This is a genomic window from Hyphococcus formosus (assembly GCF_046736345.1).
Classification (GTDB): domain Bacteria; phylum Pseudomonadota; class Alphaproteobacteria; order Caulobacterales; family Parvularculaceae; genus Hyphococcus; species Hyphococcus formosus.
Window position 1 is genome coordinate 515,010 of record NZ_CP157210.1, and the last position, 21,539, is coordinate 536,548.

The following is a 21,539-nucleotide window of genomic DNA, read 5'->3' on the forward strand; positions in this document are numbered from 1 at the left end:
CCATGCGGCTCAGTGGTCGGCTATCAGCCGCGATAGAGATTATTTCTGATTTTGAGGCGCGCAGGGTTCCGCTTAAAACGGCTTTAGCGGACTGGGCGCGTGGCGCGCGTTATGCAGGCGCAAAAGACAGGGCGTGGATTTCCGGCCTATGCCTTGACATATTGCGAAATCGTCAATCGCTCAGTGCAATGATGGGTGATGAAAGTCCGCGCGCAGCGGTAATCGCCTGTCTGCATTTTGAATGGGCAATCTCACTTGATGATCTTCAAGGAGCACTCTGTGAGGAGCCGCATGGGGCAGGTGCTTTAACCGAGCCTGAGCGGGTTCGTTTGGAAACGCCAAATTCGCTTGACGATGAACCGCTCCATGTCAGGGCAAATTTCCCGGAATGGTTGGCCCCCAATATCGAACGTGTGTTTGGCACGGATGCGGTCAAGATAATGTCTGCGTTTGCCGATAGGGCGGATGTGGATTTGCGTTTGAATGGTTTGAAAACGGAACCCGAAAAGGCGTTGTCTGCGCTAAAATCGGTCAAGGCGAAGCCAATTCCACTATTGAAAAATACGGCGCGGATTGAAGCACCGTCACCGAGCGAGAAAGCACCAGCGGTCACGGTTATACCGGCTTTCAACAAAGGCTGGGTCGAGGTGCAGGATCTTGGCAGTCAGATCGCGGGGGCAGCCGCCGGTGAGGTTAAGGGGGCGCAAGTCCTTGACTATTGCGCGGGCGGAGGCGGCAAAACCTTGGCGCTCGCCGCAATGATGGAAAATACTGGCCAGCTTTACGCATATGATCGTGACCCACGCCGGCTGAAACCGCTTTTCCATCGCGCAAAACGCGCCGGTGTCAGAAACCTCCAAATCCGCTCACCTGCGGGTGACGAAGGCCTTGATGACCTTGTCGGGAAAATGGACGTGGTTTTTGTTGATGCGCCCTGTACCGGTGCGGGTACATGGCGCAGGCATCCGGATACGAAATGGCGACTGACCGAACAACAATTGCAGCGCCGAATGCAAGAACAAGTCATTGTTCTCAGGCAAGCCGCAGAGTTTGTGAAACCCGGCGGACGGATGATATGGGTAACTTGTTCGTTCCTGATGGAAGAAAACGAAGACCGGTTATCGGAATTTCTTTCTGCCAATACTGATTTTAGTTTTGAACCGGTGATTGACGGCATAGAAGCATCGAATTTGTTATCTCAAGAAGGCCATGGTGCAATAAAGCCAATGATAACGCCTGAGGGCGCAATTCGTTTGTCGCCGGATAAGTTGAGAACCGATGGATTTTTTATCGCAACCATGCGCAGAGCCAGCTAAGAGACCGCTATGACACTTGACCCACATGCAAAAGTACATGACCGTGTACTGATTATAGATTTCGGTAGCCAGGTAACACAGCTAATTGCGCGGCGCCTGCGCGAAGCGGGTGTGTATTGCGAAATCCATCCGTTTAATCGGGTAGACAAAGAATTCCTCGATGAATATGCGCCGAAAGCCGTTATCCTTTCCGGCGGTCCCGCAAGTGTAAAAACGGAAACCAGCCCGCGCGCAGCGAACGAAGTTTTTGAATTGGGCGTGCCGATCTTAGGCATTTGCTATGGTGAGCAAACAATCTGCGCGCAATTGGGCGGCGATGTCGAAACTTCAGACCACCGGGAATTCGGTCGCGCGAAAATCGAAATCGTAAAGAACTCAGCGCTATTCGACGGTGTTTGGCAGGTTGGTTCGAGCTATCAGGTTTGGATGAGCCACGGTGATCGTGTGAATGCGATTCCACCCGGCTTTGAAGTCGTCGGAAAATCCGATGGTGCGCCATTTGCGGCGATCGCGAATGAAGAGCGCAAAATCTACGCGGTTCAGTTTCATCCGGAAGTGGTCCACACACCGGACGGGGCCAAACTACTCAGCAATTTCGTGCGAAATATTGCTGGCCTTAAAGGCGATTGGACAATGGCCGCGTTCCGCGACGAAGCGATTGAGCTGATCCGAAAGCAAGTTGGCGACGGGCGCGTTATCTGTGGACTTTCTGGCGGGGTCGATAGTTCTGTCGCGGCTGTTCTTATTCACGAAGCGATTGGTGAGCAGCTTACATGTGTCTTCGTGGACACCGGGCTCATGCGCGCTGGCGAAGGGGAAGAGGTCGTACGGCTTTTCCGCGATAGCTATAATATTCCGCTTATCCATGTGGACGCCTCAGATTTATTCTTAGGCAAGCTGGCAGGTGTTGATGACCCTGAGAAGAAGCGCAAAATTATTGGTGCGACTTTCATTGATGTTTTCGACGCTGAAGCAAGCAAAATTGAGAACGCGAAGTTCCTTGCGCAAGGTACGCTTTATCCCGACGTGATCGAAAGCGTTTCCTTTGATGGCGGCCCATCGGTGACGATCAAGTCCCACCATAATGTGGGCGGCTTGCCGGAGCGGATGAACCTCAAACTGGTCGAACCGCTTCGCGAACTATTCAAGGATGAAGTACGTGCGCTGGGTCGTGAATTGGGCCTTCCGGAACATTTCGTCGGTCGTCATCCATTTCCGGGACCGGGCCTTGCAATCCGTATTCCCGGCGAGGTCACGCAAGAAAAAGCCGATATTCTTCGTAAAGCCGATATGATTTATCTCGAAGAGATTCGCAAAGCGGGTCTTTATGACGATATCTGGCAGGCATTCGCCGTTTTGCTCCCCGTTCGAACTGTGGGGGTGATGGGTGATGAACGGACCTATGACCATGTTCTTGCGCTGCGCGCCGTAACGTCAACAGACGGTATGACAGCCGATTATTATCCGTTTACGCACGAGTTCCTTGGCGCATGCGCCACGCGGATCATCAACGAGGTTCGTGGCGTAAACCGTGTTGTCTATGACGTGACGTCGAAGCCACCCGGAACAATCGAGTGGGAGTAATCGGTAATTTGATTGTTGTGACCTGCCGGAATTGATGTCGGTTTAATCGTGCATGCGATTTGATCTCCCTTAAATTGCATGCGCGCACTGCTTAATAGCGTCACGATCTAAGGTTAGCTGTGGCGGAACAGCTGCGGTTAGTTTCAATCTCGATAGTGATAGCCAGATCATTGCGGTAACACCTGCCCAAGGATCAGGTTTGGTAGATATTGTTGCCACAAGTTCATATGGAAATGCGACGGCGGCAAATGTGGGCCGGGAATTGCCTCTATCACCCCAAATAGTGGCACAGTGACCGGCGGAACGAGCGTCACAATCAATGGTAGCTATCTATCTGACGCGTCGGCCGTTACTTTTGATGGCGTGGGTGGGACCCGCTTTACCATTGATAGCGACACGCAAATTACTGCGGTAACGCGGCCGCATGCGGTTGGCCTGGTTGATGTGATTGTTACTATGTCAAGTGTAAGCGCGACCGTCGCGGGCGGAAATACCTATTTCGTCGAGCCGACATTTGAGTTCACGCCTCAGTCGGGTGACCTAGCTGAAGGTAAAAGGGGTGTTGACGAGGTTTATTCTCAGTTCTTTGTGGCGCTGTTGATAGCAAAAGCGCCACAATTGGCTTCATCAAATTACATGATGCAAAAGCAGAGCAAAAAAATAGCGAGCCTCGGCTCGCTATTTTTGTAGTCGGATTAGGTTGTTTCTTAGTAGGGCTTGTCGCCTTTAACCCACATGCGGTGGATGTGGCGCGTATATTTGTCGTCTTCGAACAGCGATCCGGTGTGGAGCGTACAGCGATTATCCCATGTAAGAATGTCGCCCGGCTGCCATTTATGTCTGTAGACGAATTGTTCCTGTGTGACGAATTCAACAAGCTCTTCGATCAACTTGGCTGCCGCTTCATCTTCCATGCCGACAATACCGCGAACGGTGCCTGTGCTGACCCAAAGTGCTTTGCGGCCATCGGCAGGGTGGGTCCGAATCAGAGGATGGAAAACGTCCGGATTATCGCGGATCATCTCTTCGGATAGTTTCGCGCGGCCATATTCACGGGTTTCCATGAAATATTGATAGCTGTGATGAAGAACGAGATCATCAAGCTCTTTCTTGCGCTCATCGGAAAGCGCTTCATAAGCCGCAACGCAATCCGCCAAAAGCGTGTCGCCACCGACCGGCGGAACTTCGAGCGAGTAAAGCATCGTGTTCATGACCGGCTTTTCTTTATATGAATAGTCTGTATGCCAGCCGACGCCGTCATTATGCGCGCCGATTGGTTTTCCATTTTCCGTCTTATTGGAAAGGATGAAAATCTTAGGATAACCAGGCAAGGTATATTGAGTTTGGGTGTGGCCTTCTGGCTCCCCGAACGCGTTGATAAAACGCATCAGGTCATCTGGGTCCATCGACTGGCCGCGTATAAGCATCGCGCCATGTTTGTGGAACGTATCGACGAGCTCCTTATGAGTTTCGTCAGATGCCTTGGCCACATCAACGCCCGATACTTCTGCGCCGAAGCCGGGTTTCAATTCTTTAATCTGCAATCCGTTGGTCATAATATCACGCGTGTTGAATGAAAGTGTTCGTCGACAATACACGTCTCAGTGCACTGAGTTATTGAGTAAATGCGCACCAAGTTTTGTCGAGGATTAAATCCTGATTTTGTGAGCTTTTCCGCGACCGCAATAGCGTGGTCAAAAGCTCGCGCAAGTTGTAGTGCGCAAATAGACAAAATGCACAGGTGGGGGAGGCGAAAAAACGTGGTATCAGATAAAATGCGTCAAATCCGGTTCTGCAAACCGGTTTTGGGCGGTCTGGGAGGGCCGAATGGCTAAGGGTGTTTACTGGTTAATTCCCGATATTTCGAGCGTTTTGCCCGAAATTTTCAATTGTGCGAGGTGTGCGAGCCGGTGAGTGGCGAAACCCAAAAAGCGTGGCGATTCTCGACCGATTCTGTCCCGGAAGCAGACCGGGCGAGCGTTTGGCGTCAGATGATGACACGCTTGTCGCTACCGGTCGGTGATGTCACGACTGACCGTCCATTCGACGGCGAAATCACCAGTATTATCTCACCGATGGGCATTCGCTTCGCAGTGGTTGAGGCCGAAGCCCAGAAAATTGCCGGACAATTCCCGCAGCAGCCCAGTGAATTGTGGTTGTCTGTTTTACTTGACGGCGATGCCTATCTTCAATTCCGCGAAAAGCGGATCGATTTAAATGTCGGCGATATGATTTATGGCGCGACTGGCAAAGCTGATGCGTCATTGAATTTTGAAACGCGCTTTCGGCAAATATTTATTCGCGCGCCAAGTGCAATTTTAAACGAGCGCATCGTTACGCCGATGTCTCAACGGTTGGGTTATATCCCTGCGGCATCCGGTATTCGGCGCATATTTTCGCATATGTTGACCAGCATCGCCGATGAGATCGATGGGATCGAGGCTGATCAGCTGCGGAGTTTTGATCAAGCATTCATGGAATATCTCATCGCCTGCACTATTGATGATGGTGATATTTCAGTTGCAGGTCGGCGCGATGAACCGCAGGCGGATAATTTATACAAGATCTGTCAGACAATCGAGTTATTGCTCGGTGACCCGGCTTTAACGCTATCGAGCGTTGCCGAAGCGCATGGCGTATCAAACCGCTTTATTCAGGATTGTTTCGCGCAAAATGGCCGGACATTCGCGGACTATGTGAAGCGCCGTCGGCTGGAGCGCTGCCGCAATGATTTGGTGAGCCCGCTCTTTGCGCAGCTTTCCGTCGCTGAGATTTGTTACCGGTGGGGGTTTAGCGCCCCGGCACATTTCAGCCGGATTTTTAGGATGATGTATGGCGTACCGCCAAGTGAATATCGGCGGTTGGGTTCGATGGGGCGGGTCGGCGCAACTGACGCAGCATAAAATAATTGTGGACGCAGGTGGATTCTTCCAATCTGTCATGATCCAGAAATAAATTTGGAGGCGAAGAGTTGAGTAATAGTGAATTAAATCAAGCGACTGAACGCGATAGCGCGGGTGGCGCTTCAATAGTCGGTTTCGTGCGAAAATGGGCCGGATTCTCTATTGTCAGCTTCTTTTTCTTCCTCGTAACGGCGGGCACCTTTACGTCGCTGGGCGTGGTTCTGCCGCATATGATTGGTGAGCTGGGTTGGAATTACTCGCAGGCGGGTGTCGGGTTTTCGCTGCTCGCTTTGTTGGTCGGCTTAGCGGCGATGGTGCCCGCATGGATTATTCGCCGGTGGGGGATCAAGACTTCCTTTGCCGTGGGTGGGGCCTGTCTCGCAATCGGGTTCGCGCTGTTGGCGACCGCGACGACCTTAATGCAATATTTTCTTGGGGCGAGTTTTGCCGGGTTTGGGTACACGCTGTGTGCAATTGTTCCTGCGGTTCACTATTTCAATGCGAAAGTTGACGCCAAGCGCCGTGCCGCCGTTATCGGCGCTTACCTTACGGTTGGTGGGCTTGGCGGCGTCGTGGGCCCGTTGTTGGCGACTGGCGTTGTAGAGCTGCTTGGCGATTGGCGTTTTCATTGGTGGGTGCTCGCGAGCGTAACGGTCGTTATGACATTGCTCGCGGTGAGTTTTGTTGATGATAACAAATCCGCGGCGGTTCTCGCCGAAGAAGAGACGGCAAAATCCGGTGAAGCTGGAACTGACGCGCCCTATGAGTGGAGTTTCCGTCAGGTTCTTCGGACTAAAGAGTATTATATAATCGTCTTTTCAATGACGCTGACACTTGTCTGTGGGCTGACAATGAATAGCTGGGCCGTTGCACATATGGGAGCATTGGGTGTTTCCGGCGCAATAGCGGCGGGTGCGCTCAGCATGCACGCATTGGTCAATTCATTCTCGCGGGGGATTGGCGGATTGCTCGCTAACCGTATCGATCCGAAATGGTTGTTGGTGTCCGCATTGTTCGCAGAGATTATCGGTATGCTGGCGTTATCGAGTGCGGATAATTCATTCATGATCGGCTTGTTCGCAATCGCCGAGGGTTATGGCTTTGGCATGTGTCTGTTCGCCACCACCTTGTTGCTCGTTAACTATTATGGAACGGCAAACAATCCGGAAGTGCAGGGATCAATGCATTTCATCACAACGCTCGCCATGGTCGGTCCTGCAGCGGCTGGTTTGGTTGCGGATAAGATTGGAACATTTTCCGTCGTGTTTGTCGCGTATGCGGTCATGTTGTTAGGTGTGCTTGTTGCAGCGATTACGATGCGGAAACCGAAACCACCGGTTTCCACTGGCGCAGCGGGTTCGTCATTCATTGCGAGCGATTTGCAACCAACCGCAGAATGATTGTTATGCAGAATGTTTGGTTAAGTATTACACTATGCATAACGCCGGAGCAGGAAATTGGTTAAATATCAAGGAAGCTGTGGTTATATTGCGGCAGTTTTCTCAAAAATGAGGGCGCAGGTAGAATAATCTATTGATCAAATATGTGTCAGATTTCAAGATCAGAACTTCGGAGGAGCAGAGGGTAAAAGGAAGGGTACGGATGGAAAAGTCCAATTCGTGCCAATTGCGGGTGAATTAATACGAAAGCTAATGGGGCGGTGCCAGGCTGGTCTGGGGATGCCTACAAGGAATGCTCGCGTAAGTGTGCAAGCAAATAATGGAGGTAGAATTGTTAACGAGTACGAAAAAGAGGGCTGCAAGCTCCGATATGAATAATTTGAAAAAAGCATTGCTGGGCAGTAGTGCCGTAATGAGCGCAGTCGCGTTCGCAGCAGTGTCACCGGCCGTCGCGCAAGGCAATGATGAATCTTACGATGAGATCGTTGTTTACGCTGACCCTGTTGGTCTTTCCGAAGAAACGTCATCAGATTCTGTCTTTGGTGTTTCTCGGTCACTTTTGGAGACACCGCGTTCAGTCAGTATCGTTAGTGATACGACAATGGAACGTTACGGCATCGAAGATATTGACGACTTCATCACAACAACGCCGGGTACTTTTGGCGGTAGTTTCTTCGGTGTTCCGGGTGCAATCTCAATTCGCGGTTCAGTTTCGGAAACCTATTATCGCGGATTCAAACGCGCGCTAAACCAAGGTTTGTTCCCAACGCCAATCGGTTCTAGTGACCGCGTGGAAATTGTTCGTGGTCCTGTGCCGGTTATTTACGGTGCTGGTCGCGTCGGTGGTTTGCTTAACTTCTATCCAAAGACAGTGGACGGTGAGGGCATCACTACCGATGATGGTATTCACGGTAGCGTAAGCTTTACCGGCGGCAGCTATGGCAAGAAAAATGGTTCAATTGAACTGATTGCGCCATTCAAGCTTGCGGGTCGCGAGTCTGGTATTTCGGTCTATGCGGAAATCGAGGATTCAAAACACTTCTACCGCGGTCGTGAGCCAGAGCATCAACTTGTTCAGTTCGCATTTTCACACGAATTGCCAGCGGGAATGAGCTTTGAAGCTGGCGGTATGTATTACCACTCTGACGGCTATTATCAGACGCCAGGTTGGAACCGCGTAACGCAAGACCTCATCGACAATGGCACCTATATCACTGGTCGCGATACAGACCTTACTGATATTGACGGCAATGGTCGTCTGACGCCAAACGAGGTTGATGCGGCTGTCGGTACGTTCTTTGGTGCGTCAAATATCCGTACGCTTGTCGATTTTGGGGTCTATGGTATTCCGGATGCGTACAAACTCGATACTGGCGTCGGCACAGGGCAACTAGATCGGCGTACGGTGTTCATGTCCGATCAGGAAATTGCCGAATCCGAGTCATTCACGGGTTATGTTGATCTGAAAAAAGAGTTTGACGACGATTCAACATTGTCGCTGCAACTTTTCTACGACCAGATCGATGGTGATCTCTTTGTGAGCTATGGCTTTGCTGCTCAACACGAAATGAAAGTATTTGAAGCCCGCGCTTCTTATGATTTCGGTGTAGAGCTCGGTGACAACGCCAATCTCGACATGTTCTTCACTGCATCGCACCGTCGTTACGACGCCGAACTGCGTGAGAACTTCTTGTCCGGTTATTTGGTTCTTGACCGCCGCGATCTTCTTGCGGGACCACAAGGGAATGATATCTTCGATAGTCCGTTCTCGGAAGAGCCAGGCGGAATTGGCATCGGCTGGGATACAGACGGCGACTCACGTTGGACAGACACCGGCGTTGCAGCTGTTGCGGACCTTAAAGTCGGTGACCTAGGTATCGTTCTTGGTGGTCGTTACGATCATTATGATACGACGGCGATTGATACTGGTAACACAGTGTTTGATCCATCGCTTGCGAACACTCGCTATGACGGCAAAGAGGGTGATTTCTCATACTCAGCCAGTGTGAATTACACAACGCCATTCGGGCTTGTTCCTTACTTCACTTATGCGGAGGGCTCGGAACTGAACGATAGTGCGAATGGTGGTATCACACCGGGTGCGGTTCGTGACGAAATCCTGTTCGGATCCGAGTTGCTTGAGGGCGGCGTTAAATTCAGCCTTCTCGACAACAAGCTGTTTGGTTCGGCAACTGTCTACAAGCAAGAACGTCAACGCGTTGACTCATTCGGAAATAAGAGCCCAGAGGAATCAAAAGGCTTTGAATTCGAAATGAGCTATATCATCACCGAAAACTGGTCGATGACGGGTGCCGCGACTGTTCAGAACTATAAGATCCCGGCTCCGGGCGCTTGTGGTTCAGGTCAGGGTGAGTATCTCGTGATCCCGCCAAACCACCCATCAGCGAACTTGTTTGGTTCGCCAGTGGCGCTGGAAGATGGTTATGGCGGTCTGTTCGCAGCGCTCAACGCAAGTTGTATTCCTGAGCTACAGAACGGTTATGACCTTGCGGGTATTCCGGACACGGTGTTCTCATCCTTCCTGACTTATACCTCGGATGAGACGCAGTACGGTACCTTTGGTGCGACCTTCGGTGGTACACGGGTTGCTGAAACAGGTGGCCGGATTGACGGCGCGATCGTATTGCCAGCTTACACGGTATTCCGTGCGGCAGCGTTTGCGGACTTTGGTCGGTTCCAGGTCACGGCGACGATCGACAACCTGTTCGACAAAACCTACTTCCAGCCATTGCAGGATGTTTACCAAGAAGTTGGTGCGCTCCCAGGCGTTGGCCGGACGTTCCAGATCAAAGGCGTGATGAACTTCTAAGTCTTTGAAAGAACTCTAAAATCATGATGCGCTCGGGATTGCTCCCGGGCGCATTTTTAGTATCAAAGCCCAGGCCCTCGCGCATGTCGGCGTTCGGTCTCAATCAAGTCAATTCTTGCGATCTGTGCGATGAAGAAGCAGTGAGAATCAATGGAATCATGCCGTCTGTGCATGTTTGAATATTAGGAGCATTTGGATGTCCGAAGAAAAACCAAATCACGAGCTTCGCCCGAAGAAGCCATTTTGGACGCATATTGCCCTTCATGTGAATGATATCGATGAAACGATCGCGTGGTATGAAGAATTCACGCATCTTAGTCTTCTGCACCGAGGCGAAGACGAAAATGGCTATAATGCTTGGGTTGGCGATGCGTCGCAGGCGGAGTCGCCGTTCGTTTTGGTGTTGGCGCAATTCCATGAGGGGAAAGACCCCTTTGCGCCCGCAAAGCATCCGGTGCTTGGTCCATTTGCGCATATCGGTATTGAGGTTCCGACGAAAGAAATGGTCGATGATATTGCTGCCCGCGCTAAAGACGCTGGGTGCCTTGAACTAGGCCCGATGCAAATGCCGAAGCAAATCGGTTACATTTGCTTTTTGAAAGACCCGAACGGCAATATGGTCGAGTTCTCCTATGATCAGGGCGTATACGAGAAAGCCCGTGAAATCTGGGGTTCTGACGACAAATAGTAATATTTGGGCGATTTATTTTTTCCGCAAATGTCCGCAATTATTATTGCGGACATAGCAGCCCGTGAGCGCATAATAGGCGAACCCATCAGAGGAACTCCATGAATACGAAACCATCAAGCGAGCAGCGTTCTTCGGTGGATACCGTTATCAGCGGCGCAACAATTATCACGATGAATGAGTCGCGTCAGATTATTCGTGATGGCGCGATCGCGGTGAAGGATGGTTTGATTGTTGCTGTCGGGAAAACCGATGAAATCGCCTCTGCTTTTGATGCCAAAGAGAAAGTTGATGGGCGCAATTTTGTTATCACGCCAGGCTTCGTCGATGGTCATGTTCACATCACGGGTGATCCGCTAACACAAGGCGTTCGCCGCGGCGCACCGGGTGAGGATTTCACCGACGTGCTGACCAAGTGGGTGATCCCGCTATTTCATGCCCACGAACCACATGACGAGAAAATTTCTGCGCAATGCTCGGCAATGCGGATGCTTCATTCTGGCGTCACGTCATTTGTCGAAGCCGGAACCATCCGTCATCTGGATGCCGTTGCTGAAGGTGTCGCTTCAACGGGCGTTCGGGGCCGTATTGGCGGCTGGGTTGAAGGGCGAAACTTCGCTGCGAATGAAACCGACACGGCGACGATTGATGAAGCAATCGCGACCCTCGAAGCGCAAGTCGAAAAATACAAACAAACGGACAGCAGCCGTGTTGCTGCGTGGCCTTTATTGATTGGACATACGGTCAACCCGGACGAGGTCTGGTTAGCGGCAAAACGGCTGGCGGATGAAAACGGACTTTGCATTTCCGCTCATATGAGCCCGCATCAATCAGATCCGGATTGGTTCTTGGAAAATACTGGCAAGCGGCCGATTGAACATCTGGCGGATATCGGCGTTTTGGGCGACAACGTGATGATCACACATGCTGCCTATGTGAACGAGCGCGAAGTCGAAATTTTCGCGGATACCAAAACCAATGTTATTTTCTGTCCGCATGCGGCGTTAAAGGGCGCGTTTGGCGTCACTAAGATTGGGTTGTTTCCTGAAATGGCTGAAGCCGGCGTCAATATAATGTTGGGAACTGATGGTGTCTTTGTTGACCTCCTGACCTGTGCGCGACTGATGACCGGTTTGTTCAAGGATGCACGAATTGACGAGCATGTTTTCCCGGCAACCGAGGTGCTGGAGATGGTCACGCTCAACGGTGCGCGCGGCATGAATATGCAATCGTCGCTTGGCGCGATTGAACCGGGTATGAAGGCCGATATTGTTTGTTTCGATACGGATCGCCCGGAATGGTTCCCGGAATTTGACGTTGTCGAACAAATCTTGCAGGCAAATGCGGGTATTGGCGCGCATAGCGTTTGGGTCGAAGGCGAGCGTGTGATCGAAAATTACCGTTCGACAAAAATCGACGAGGACGAGCTTTTTGCGGAAATCCGTAAGTCCAGCCAAGCTATTGTTGATCGTGCCGGCATAAAAGTGCATAGCCCTTGGCCGGTGATCTAATAGCGGGTAGCCGCAAGATTTGGCACTTTCGATCCGATTGTATCGAAGAATTGAAAAATTACGTCATACTAAGATCGTGAACCTTCGTTATGGTGCATGACGATGGCGAATTGCGGCCAGCAGAATGAGTGATCTATGGAAAAAACGGATATCCAAACGGTAACAGATGATACCACTGAAAAGGGGTCAGCACATTTCATTCCCGTCACGGCGTTTGACCTGGTTGTTTTCGGTGCCGCTGGTGATTTGTCATTGCGCAAACTCATTCCGTCTTTATTTCACCGCTGGCGCGATGATCAAATTCCTCCAGAATCGAAAATCATTGGGGTGTCGCGCAGCGCCTATGATGATCAGTCATTTCGCGACCTTGCATTTAAGAGCTTTCGAGAATTCCATCCTCAGGAAGAAATAAGCGACGAGGAATGGAAAAAATTCTCTGAGCAGCTCTTCTATAAAGAGCTAGACGTCGTCAGTGACGATGTGGATTGGACACCGCTTTGCGAGCTGCTCGATACGTCTGGCGCAAAGCAACGTGTTTTTTATCTGGCGCTTGCGCCCGATTTATATGGCGCGGTCAGTGCTAATATAGACCGTGCCGGGCTCAAATCGCCTGATGCGCGGATCGTTCTCGAAAAACCAATTGGCCGTGATCTATCCTCAGCGAAAGACATTAACGAAGCTGTCGGTGCGGTTTTTGATGAAGGTGCGATTTTCCGAATTGATCATTATCTAGGCAAGGAAACTGTTCAGAACCTGACGGTTCTACGGTTTATGAACTCGCTATTCGAACCGGTCTGGAATGCGAACGCAATTGATCATGTGGAAATAACCGTTTCCGAATCTATCGGGGCGGGAACGCGCGCGAGCTATTACGATAAATCGGGCGCACTGCGGGATATGGTGCAAAATCATTTGCTTCAGCTCTTGTGCCTGGTCGCGATGGAGCCGCCATTGGATCTTGATCCAGACACGGTGCGTGATGAGAAAATTAAAGTCATGCGTGCGTTGCGGCCTATTACGGAAAAGAATGTTCGAGAAACGACCGTGCGCGGACAATATCATCGTGGGGCATCAAACGGCGCAGCGGTGCCCGGTTATGCCGAAGAGTTAGGCGAGGACAGCGATACCGAGACTTTTGTTGCGATCAAAGCGAATATCGATAATTGGCGTTGGAAGGGCACACCGTTTTACCTCCGCACCGGTAAGCGAATGCCTGAGCGTTATTCTGAGATTATCGTTCATTTCAAGGAAATCGCACACGCGTTGGTCCAGAACGGAAAAGCGGGAATTCCGCCGACGCGGATGGTTATTCGCCTTCAGCCGGATGAAGGCGTAAAACTGTTATTAGTGACCAAAGATCCGGGGCCGGGCGGCATGCGCCTACGATATGTTCCGCTTAATTTGTCATTCGCAGAGACTTTTGAGGCACGATATCCTGATGCCTATGAACGCCTTTTGATGGCTGTCGTGCGGGGTGATTTAGGGTTGTTTATGCGCCGTGATGAAGTCGAAGCGGCGTGGAAATGGGTAGACGGTATTCTTGCCGGTTGGGAGCAGGACGAAACGCCGGTTCATCCTTATGCGGCGGGTACGGATGGCCCTGTGCAGGCAGCGATGTTGCTCGATCGAGATGGACGTGAATGGTACCATGGACAATAAAATTGAAATAATCAGCTTTGAGTCTAGGCAGCAGATGGCGGAGCGGGTCGCCGATCTTGTTGAGGTTCATCTTTCACGAGCGCTTCTAGAACGAAAGACCGCGCAATTGGCCGCTTCAGGTGGCTCGACGCCAGCTGGGTTGTATAAAACCCTTGCGGAGCGCGATGTAGCATGGGATCGCGTGATGGTACCGCTAGTGGACGAGCGTTGGGTCGCGCCCGGTGAGCCGGGGTCGAATGAATCTTTTGTCCGCAAAATGCTGCAACAGAATAAAGCCCAAAAGGCGCAGATTGTTGGCCTGTGGTCCGATTGCGCTTCGCCATCGGATGGTGTTGATGTTGCGGCGGAGAAATTGAACGACACGGGGGCAGAGCTTGATGTCGCAATTCTTGGCATGGGCAATGATGGGCACACGGCATCATGGTTTCCGCACGCGGAAGGATTAGAAACCGCTCTATCGGAAGAGGACGGGGCAATCGTCGCGGCAGTGAAAGCCAAAGAGAGTGAAGTGACGGGATCGCACCTAGATCGGCTTACCATGACACTGGGGCATGTGAAACGAGCTCGTTGCGTTTGCTTGCTGATCACCGGCGATGAAAAGAAAGCTACATTGCAACGTGCGATAGAGCGAGGGCCAATTGAAGAGATGCCGGTGCGCGCCATATTAAATGCGCGTCCTGACATATGGATTTGCTGGGCACCCTGAGGAGTAGTCCGTGGTACATTTGAACGATACGATAAGGCGCGTGACTGACCGAATTCGTGAACGCAGCCGAGATTTACGAAATCAATATTTAAAGAAAATGCATGAGGCAGCGAGCAAAGGCCCCCATCGATCGAATGTATCGTGCGGAAATTTGGCGCATGCGGCTGCTGCTTGTTCGCTAGCGGATAAAAAGGCACTTGCGAAAGGTGATGGTCCCAATATCGGCATTGTCACCTCATATAATGACATGCTTTCGGCCCATCAGCCGCTTGGTGCTTATCCGGACATTATAAAACAGACATTAAATGAGATGGGTGCGACGGCGCAGATTGCTGGCGGCGTGCCGGCGATGTGTGATGGCGTTACGCAAGGGCAACCGGGAATGGACTTGTCCTTGTTTTCCCGCGACGTAATAGCAATGGCGACCGCTGTTTCGCTATCTCATAATGTTTTCGATGGCGCACTTATGCTCGGCGTTTGCGATAAAATCGTACCCGGATTATTTATTGGCGCGGCGCGATTTGGTCATTTGCCTATTTTGTTCTTGCCAGCGGGTCCGATGACCTCTGGTATTTCGAACGATGAAAAAGCGCGCGTTCGGCAACAATATGCCAAAGGGGAAATAGGCCGCGAAGAACTGCTCGCGGCGGAAAGCGCGAGCTATCATTCCGCAGGAACATGTACCTTTTACGGCACGGCCAACTCAAACCAAATGATGATGGAAGTCATGGGGCTTCATCTGCCGGGCTCCGCCTTTGTGAATGCCGGAACTGTCTTGCGTGACAAAATCGTTGAAGAAACTGCACGCCGCGTTGGTAAGACAACGGCGCTTGGCGCGGAGTTTATACCGTTTTACGAAGTCATAGACGAGCGTTCGATTGTGAATGCGATAATCGGGCTTCATGCAACGGGAGGCTCGACCAATCATCTAATCCATCTGGTGGCCATGGCGCGATCGGCCGGTATCTTGGTGAATTGGGATGACTTTGCGGAGCTATCGACGGAAATACCACTCCTTGCCAGAGTTTACCCAAATGGCTCAGCAGACGTGAACCAGTTTCACGCCGCTGGCGGGTTGGCATTCATTATCCGTGAGCTGATCGATGCCGGGCTGTTGCATGACGACGTGATGACCGTAATGGGCGAGGGGCTTCGCCCCTATAGCACGGTGCCATCCCTTACTGACGATATGCTTTCGTGGGAAAATATTGAAACCGAAAGCAAAAATGCAGAGATATTGCGCCCTGTCGCAGAGCCCTTTGCGGATACAGGCGGGCTTCAAGTTCTTGACGGCAATATCGGTCGCGGCGTTATCAAAATATCTGCGGTAAAACCGGAAAACCGATATATTGAAGCACCGGCCATTGTTTTTTCATCGCAGCAAGAAATCATCGATCGATTTAAAGCCGGCGAGCTAAACAAGGACTTTGTCGCGGTCGTCCCGTTTCAAGGGCCGAAAGCCAACGGCATGCCGGAACTGCATAAGCTGACGCCGCCGCTCAGCGTTTTGCAGGACAAAGGGTTTAAGGTTGCTCTCGTGACTGATGGTCGAATGTCGGGCGCATCAGGAAAGGTTCCGGCGGCCATTCATGTTGTTCCAGAAGCGTTGAATGGCGGCTCCATCGGGAAGATAAAAGACGGCGATATTGTTCGTCTCGATGCGGAAAAGGGAGATCTGAGAGTTCTCGGTGACGAAGATATTGATTTGCGCGAAACGCGGAAACATGACCTTTCAAATGATCGTCGCGGGTCTGGGCGCGAACTGTTTGCCGGGTTCAGATCATTGGCTGGCGACGCTGAGGCTGGTGCGATGGTGTTTGGTTGGGACCTCGAAGACTAAATCCGGATTTTAAAATGAACATTGAAACAATTTTGAGCAACGCTTCGGTCATTCCGGTGATCGAAATACCAAACCTTGATGTCGTGTCGGAATTGGTCGCTGCGTTAACTGGCGGCGGATTGAAAGTCATCGAGCTTACATTGCGAACCGATTGCGCCCTAGAAGCGCTCTCGACTATGAAAGCGCAAGCACCCGACCTTTTTATCGGCATGGGAACAATATTGAGTGAAGATGACGTCGAAAAAAGCATTGATGCTGGTGCGGATTTTCTTGTGACGCCAGGGGCGTCGCTATCATTGCTCGCCGCATTGAAGAGCGCAGGCAGACCGGCATTACCGGGCGTTGCAACGGTATCAGAGGCGATCACCGCGATTGATGCCGGATTTAATGCGCTTAAGTTTTTTCCTGCGGAAGCGTCGGGCGGATTACCGGTTTTAAAGGCGATTCATGCAGTAATGCCGAATGTTTCGTTTTGTCCAACGGGTGGAATAGACGCTAAAAAAGCGACGGACTATTTGGCGCTTCCGAACGTCCCCTGTGTGGGTGGATCATGGATCGCGCCTAAAAATCTGATTGCGAACCAAGACTGGAACGCAATCGAACATAATGCGAAAATTGCTTCCGCGTTGAAATAAAAGAGCCAGAGATAAAAAAGCACCGGATCGAAATCCGGTGCTTTTCTTTATCCGAGTAACGTCGGATTAGGTGGGGGAGCCATATCCGCCGCCGCCCGGGGTCGTCATCAGCACTTCGTCCGTCGGTTCCATCGGAAGTTTTTGTGCGCGCATCTTTGCTTCACCATTGACTTCGAATGACCCGGGCAGGCCAGGCTCACCGCCAGCAAGCCCTTCGGCAGCAATATTCAACCGGCTTGGAATTGCATTGAGCAGCCATTCATTGCCGCTGCGCATTTTAAAGCCGATTAACTGGCCATCGCCGCCCCGTTGTTTACCTGCGCCGCCGCTACCGATTGCGACTTCTTTGCGAGTAAATTCGATCGGGATAGATGCTTCGAGGACTTCGATCGGCACAGCCGCAACGCCCGTCGGGTAGCATGTCGCAGAAAGACCGTCTTTTTCGGCCCGGGCACCCATTCCGCCGGAATAGTTGAACATCGAACTGATGAAAGGCTCGCCATTTGAATCGCGGCCCTGAATCTGGATTGTCCAAACAGCACCGGAACCTTCAGCCAAAACACGATCCGGAAGAATTTGTGAAAACGCCTTGAGGATCGGAAATGGTACATACATGCCGACAACATGGCGCGCATTCACCGGTACCGGATATTCTGCATTTACAATGCAATTTGACGGTGCCTTCACCTTAATCGGATTAAGGCTACCAGCATTATTCGGAAGGTCAGGGTTCAAAATACTGCGGATCGCAAAAGTAGAATAGGCGTGGGTATACGCCATCACCACGTTGATACCGGCTTTTGAAGGAGGCGAGCTACCGTCAAAATCGACAGTAATTTCACCAGCGTCTGTATCCACGGTGACTTTGGTTTTAAGCGTTATGACTTCGCCGCCAGGTACGTCGAAACTTGTCTCGCCAAAGTAATCGCCGGGAGCAAGCTTGCGAATGGCATTCTTCGTTGCGGTTTCCGACCGGCTAATGATTTCTTTGGATAGCTCGACAATATCGTCAAGCCCGTACCGGTCACACATCATATTGAGCCGTTCACCGCCCATTTTCCCGCTTGAGACCTGCGCTGAGAGGTCGCCAAAAATAGCGTTTGGTGTGCGGACATTTTGACGAATGATCTGGTGAAGCGTTTCATTCGGTTTTCCAGCTTCATAAAGCTTGAGAACCGGAATCCAAAGACCTTCCTCGTGGATATCCCGTGCACCGGCACCAACGCCATACCCACCAATATCTGTGTGGTGAATCGTTGATCCGCAATAGCCAAGAATTTTTCCGTTACGGAAGATTGGGGTCAGAACCGTGATGTCGAAAAAGTGTCCAGCAGACATCCACGGATCATTGGTAATGAGCACGTCACCGGGCTCAAGATCTTCTGGCTTAATAATCGCAATCAGGTTCTTTGCTGCCGCGCCGAGCGAATTGATATGTCCCGGTGTTCCGGTAATCGCCTGTGCGACCATATTTGCGTCAGCGTCAAACAATGCCGTTGCAAGGTCACCAGCTTCGCGAACGATCGGGCTAAAGGCAATTCGTTGAAGGGCTTTAGCTTGCTCGCTAACGATGCTGACAAGGTTGCCCCACATGATTTCTAATTCAATGCCGTCCATTGGTATAACTCCTATTTCTTCCTGTCCGCGATGAGGCTGCCATCTTCGTGTACGGACAGTGTCCAATCCGGCAGGATGAATGCGGTTGTCTCGCGTTCTTCAACAATCACAGGGCCGCTAATTTTCTGGCCAGTCGCGAGTGATCGACGGTCATAAACCGGAACCGAAACTTTTTCGGTTTGATAGAAAACATCGCGGTGAGCTTTTGGCTCTGCCGGTTTTGTCGGTAGCGTATGACGTGCTTCGCGACCGGAATCCGTGCTGCTTGCCGTGACGCGGAGATTGACAATTTCGATACCGATATCGTCGAGTTGAACGCCGTAAAGCGTTTTATAGCCCTCTTCGAAGCGCTTGCGTAAATCGGCCACATTTCGGCTCTGCGCCGGATTGTCGTCGAGCGTTACAGTGACTTCATTCTGCTGACCGAAATAGCGCATATCGATCGAGTATTGATAGGTGATCGCGTCTTTTTCGATACCAGCTTCGTGAAGAGCTTCTTCACCTTCGGCGAGCATCTCACCAATCCGATCACTGATGATCGCCCAATCAACAGATTCGAGCTGCGTCACAGCACTCCGTACGAGATCAAGGCGGACAGGCGTAATCAACGTACCGAAAGCACTAAGAACACTCGCCATCGGTGGGTAGATAACCTGATTACTATCAAGCCGCTCAGCAACGTAACAAGCGTGAACCGGACCGGCCCCGCCAAACGCCAAGAGAGGCAATCCGCGATAATTAACGCCGCGATCTGTCGCGTGTGCGCGGGCAGCAGCGGCCATGGATTCGCCAACGACGCTATAAATACCGAATGCTGTCTCTTCGACCGATGTTCCGAGCTTGTCACCAAGGCGCTTGAGTGCAGCGCGGGACGCATCCGCATCAAGCTTCATGTCGCCGCCAAGGAAGTTATCCGGGTCGAGAATGCCAAGGGCAACATCGGCGTCGGTTACGCATGGGTTCTCTCCGCCACGGCCATAACAAGCCGGGCCGGGGTTGGAGCCAGCACTGTCTGGGCCAACTTTAAGCAGGCCAAGATCGTCAACGCGCGCGATTGAACCGCCGCCAGCGCCAATCTCGATCATATCGATTGATGGGATCGTGATTGGCATGCCGCTGCCTGGCTTGAAGCGATAGCGTCTGTCGACTTCGAAATCGCCGATAACAAGTGGGTTCGCGTCCTGGATGAGGCAGGCTTTTGCCGTTGTGCCGCCCATGTCGAATGACATCAGGTTTTCAATGCCATGTTTGCCAGCAAAATAACTTGCGACAAGCGCACCGGCCGCAGGACCAGATTCGATCATACGAACAGGGTAAGATCCGGCTACATTTGCGCCAACAACGCCGCCATTGGAAAGCATGATCAATGGCTGTTGTTCAACTTTTCGGTCGCGCAAATTCTGGATGAGGCCATCAAGATAGGGGCGCGTAATTGGCACCGTATAGGCGTTTAGGGCCGCCGTACTTGTGCGCAAATATTCGCGCATCTGCGGCGCAACATCGCTCGATAGAGTAACATAAATCTCTGGCGCAACTTCGTTGATGACTTTGCGGAGCGCTCGCTCGTTATCGGTTACAAGGTAGCTATTGAGCAGACAAATCGCGACCGATTGAACGCCCTTGGCTTTCATTTCTTCGGCGACTTTACGCGCTTCTTCTTCGTCAATTGTTTTACCGACCGATCCATCAGCATAGACACGTTCATTGACCGACCATGTGGTGTCACGTTCGATCAAAGGCGTTGGATATTCGATCTGCGGATCAAACATGTCATAGCGATGTTCGTCGCGGATATAGAGAACGTCTCGAAACCCTTCGGTCGTGATAAGTGCCGTCGGAAAGCCTTTACGCTCGATTAGCGCATTGGTCACAACGGTTGTTGCGTGTGCAACCACGTCATTGACATCTTCGAAAGAGATTCCCGCTTTTTCGAAAACCAAATCGGTTGCGGTAAAAAAGCCTTTCAAAAGGTCTTCATGCGTAGTGAGTGTTTTGTCGGTCCATGCTTGGCCGTCATTCCGGATAAGGACTACATCCGTGAATGTCCCGCCAATGTCGACTGCAATACCATACTTGGCAGTCATGCAACTTTCTCCTTAAATGTAAGTTCAGATGAAATTTTTCGGCTCGCGTTTTGAATATCTTCAATCAGCTTATCGGATGGTGTGGGGGCGACATGCTCGGTTGAACCGAGAATCGAAATTGTTCCTGCAAGCTCTCCGACGCCGTCGAAAACCGGGGCCGCAAGAGCGTTTATGCCGGGGATGACTTCGCCAGGGGCTACCGCCCATCCGCGTTCTTTCACGGCTTCAAGTTCGTTTTGTAATTTATTGAAATCACAAGTGGAATTCGCAAGTTCGGCGCGACGACGCGCGACATCGAGCAATTGACCGGTTTCGTCATAGGCGAGGGCGACTTTACCCTGCGCGGAGCAATAGAATTCAAAAAATGAACCTGGCGTTGAGGTGATTTCAACGGCACCGCCGCCACGCAGGATTTCGAGATTTCTAATTCCGTCGGCCTCGACCTCGCCAACGGTGACTGTTTGCCGGGTTTTGTCACGCAATTCGATCAGGTGCGGGCGAGCAATGCTCAGTAGTTCAACGATGCCATGGCTTGCGCGGCTGATATACCGGATTTTCGAGGTCAGAAAGTAGAGGCTTGACTGATCCTGACGGACATAGCCGAGCAATGCCAAGGTTTTTAAATGACGATGAATGCGCGGTTTGTTTGTGCCCATTGCATTGGCAAGAAAGGTGATAGAGACCGGGCCGCCAGCTTCCGCCATGAGTTCAATAATATGAAAAGATGCGACTACGGAATTTATAGGTACTGAATTTGACATTACTT

16 protein-coding genes are annotated in these 21,539 nt (G+C 51.4%); 12 read left to right on the forward strand and 4 right to left on the reverse strand.

The genetic code is table 11. The features are described from left to right. Window positions 1–2: 2 nt before the first annotated feature. From ABFZ83_RS02385 to ABFZ83_RS02395, 3 genes are all read left to right on the forward strand, one after another. Window positions 3–1,316: an RsmB/NOP family class I SAM-dependent RNA methyltransferase gene (locus ABFZ83_RS02385; protein ID WP_411817835.1), complete on the forward strand. Its 1,314-nt coding sequence runs from the start codon at window positions 3–5 to the stop codon at window positions 1,314–1,316. Window positions 1,317–1,325: 9 nt separating this feature from the next. Continuing rightward, a complete protein-coding gene (gene guaA / locus ABFZ83_RS02390) occupies window positions 1,326–2,900 on the forward strand; it encodes a glutamine-hydrolyzing GMP synthase (protein WP_411817836.1) in 1,575 nt (524 codons plus the stop codon). Between the two features lie 261 nt (window positions 2,901–3,161). Then, window positions 3,162–3,590 (forward strand): IPT/TIG domain-containing protein, encoded by a 429-nt coding sequence (locus ABFZ83_RS02395; protein ID WP_411818790.1) that lies wholly within the window; start codon window positions 3,162–3,164, stop codon window positions 3,588–3,590. Window positions 3,591–3,607: 17 nt separating this feature from the next. On the opposite strand, the gene ABFZ83_RS02400 is transcribed toward ABFZ83_RS02395, so the two are convergent. Then, entirely contained in the window at window positions 3,608–4,456 is an 849-nt protein-coding gene (locus ABFZ83_RS02400; RefSeq protein ID WP_411817837.1) for a TauD/TfdA dioxygenase family protein, read from the reverse strand. Between the two features lie 354 nt (window positions 4,457–4,810). On the opposite strand from ABFZ83_RS02400, the gene ABFZ83_RS02405 reads away from it, so the two are divergent. The 9 genes from ABFZ83_RS02405 to eda all read left to right on the forward strand — a co-directional run bounded on the left by ABFZ83_RS02405 (window position 4,811) and on the right by eda (window position 17,072). After that, a complete protein-coding gene (locus ABFZ83_RS02405) occupies window positions 4,811–5,803 on the forward strand; it encodes a helix-turn-helix transcriptional regulator (RefSeq protein ID WP_411817838.1) in 993 nt (330 codons plus the stop codon). 68 nt (window positions 5,804–5,871) lie between these two features. Next, the gene (locus ABFZ83_RS02410) at window positions 5,872–7,203 is read left to right on the forward strand and encodes a CynX/NimT family MFS transporter (protein ID WP_411817839.1); all 1,332 of its coding nucleotides are present in this window, start codon (window positions 5,872–5,874) and stop codon (window positions 7,201–7,203) included. Between the two features lie 370 nt (window positions 7,204–7,573). Beyond that, the gene (locus ABFZ83_RS02415) at window positions 7,574–10,033 is read left to right on the forward strand and encodes a TonB-dependent siderophore receptor (protein WP_411817840.1); all 2,460 of its coding nucleotides are present in this window, start codon (window positions 7,574–7,576) and stop codon (window positions 10,031–10,033) included. A 196-nt stretch (window positions 10,034–10,229) separates the two neighbouring features. After that, window positions 10,230–10,721: a VOC family protein gene (locus tag ABFZ83_RS02420; protein ID WP_411817841.1), complete on the forward strand. Its 492-nt coding sequence runs from the start codon at window positions 10,230–10,232 to the stop codon at window positions 10,719–10,721. Window positions 10,722–10,822: 101 nt separating this feature from the next. Next, window positions 10,823–12,232, forward strand: coding sequence for an amidohydrolase family protein (locus ABFZ83_RS02425; RefSeq protein WP_411817842.1), 1,410 nt, complete (start codon window positions 10,823–10,825; stop codon window positions 12,230–12,232). Window positions 12,233–12,367: 135 nt separating this feature from the next. Further along, window positions 12,368–13,891, forward strand: coding sequence for a glucose-6-phosphate dehydrogenase (gene zwf / locus ABFZ83_RS02430; protein WP_411817843.1), 1,524 nt, complete (start codon window positions 12,368–12,370; stop codon window positions 13,889–13,891). Continuing rightward, complete coding sequence (pgl, locus tag ABFZ83_RS02435) at window positions 13,881–14,597, forward strand: 6-phosphogluconolactonase (RefSeq protein ID WP_411817844.1); 717 nt, start codon at window positions 13,881–13,883, stop codon at window positions 14,595–14,597. Before zwf ends, pgl begins: the two co-directional genes overlap by 11 nt. A gap of 10 nt (window positions 14,598–14,607) precedes the next feature. Next, entirely contained in the window at window positions 14,608–16,437 is a 1,830-nt protein-coding gene (gene edd, locus ABFZ83_RS02440) for a phosphogluconate dehydratase (RefSeq protein WP_411817845.1), read from the forward strand. Between the two features lie 14 nt (window positions 16,438–16,451). Further along, window positions 16,452–17,072, forward strand: a complete 621-nt coding sequence (gene eda, locus ABFZ83_RS02445; RefSeq protein ID WP_411817846.1) for a bifunctional 4-hydroxy-2-oxoglutarate aldolase/2-dehydro-3-deoxy-phosphogluconate aldolase — start codon at window positions 16,452–16,454, stop codon at window positions 17,070–17,072. A 66-nt stretch (window positions 17,073–17,138) separates the two neighbouring features. On the opposite strand, the gene ABFZ83_RS02450 is transcribed toward eda, so the two are convergent. From ABFZ83_RS02450 to ABFZ83_RS02460, 3 genes are read right to left on the reverse strand one after another with little or no spacing between them, the layout of a single operon-like run. Then, window positions 17,139–18,689, reverse strand: coding sequence for a hydantoinase B/oxoprolinase family protein (locus ABFZ83_RS02450; protein ID WP_411817847.1), 1,551 nt, complete (start codon window positions 18,687–18,689; stop codon window positions 17,139–17,141). An 11-nt stretch (window positions 18,690–18,700) separates the two neighbouring features. Beyond that, a complete protein-coding gene (locus ABFZ83_RS02455; protein ID WP_411817848.1) occupies window positions 18,701–20,773 on the reverse strand; it encodes a hydantoinase/oxoprolinase family protein in 2,073 nt (690 codons plus the stop codon). Next, window positions 20,770–21,534, reverse strand: coding sequence for an IclR family transcriptional regulator (locus ABFZ83_RS02460; RefSeq protein WP_411817849.1), 765 nt, complete (start codon window positions 21,532–21,534; stop codon window positions 20,770–20,772). The genes ABFZ83_RS02455 and ABFZ83_RS02460 overlap by 4 nt, the downstream gene beginning before the upstream one ends. Window positions 21,535–21,539 lie beyond the last annotated feature (5 nt).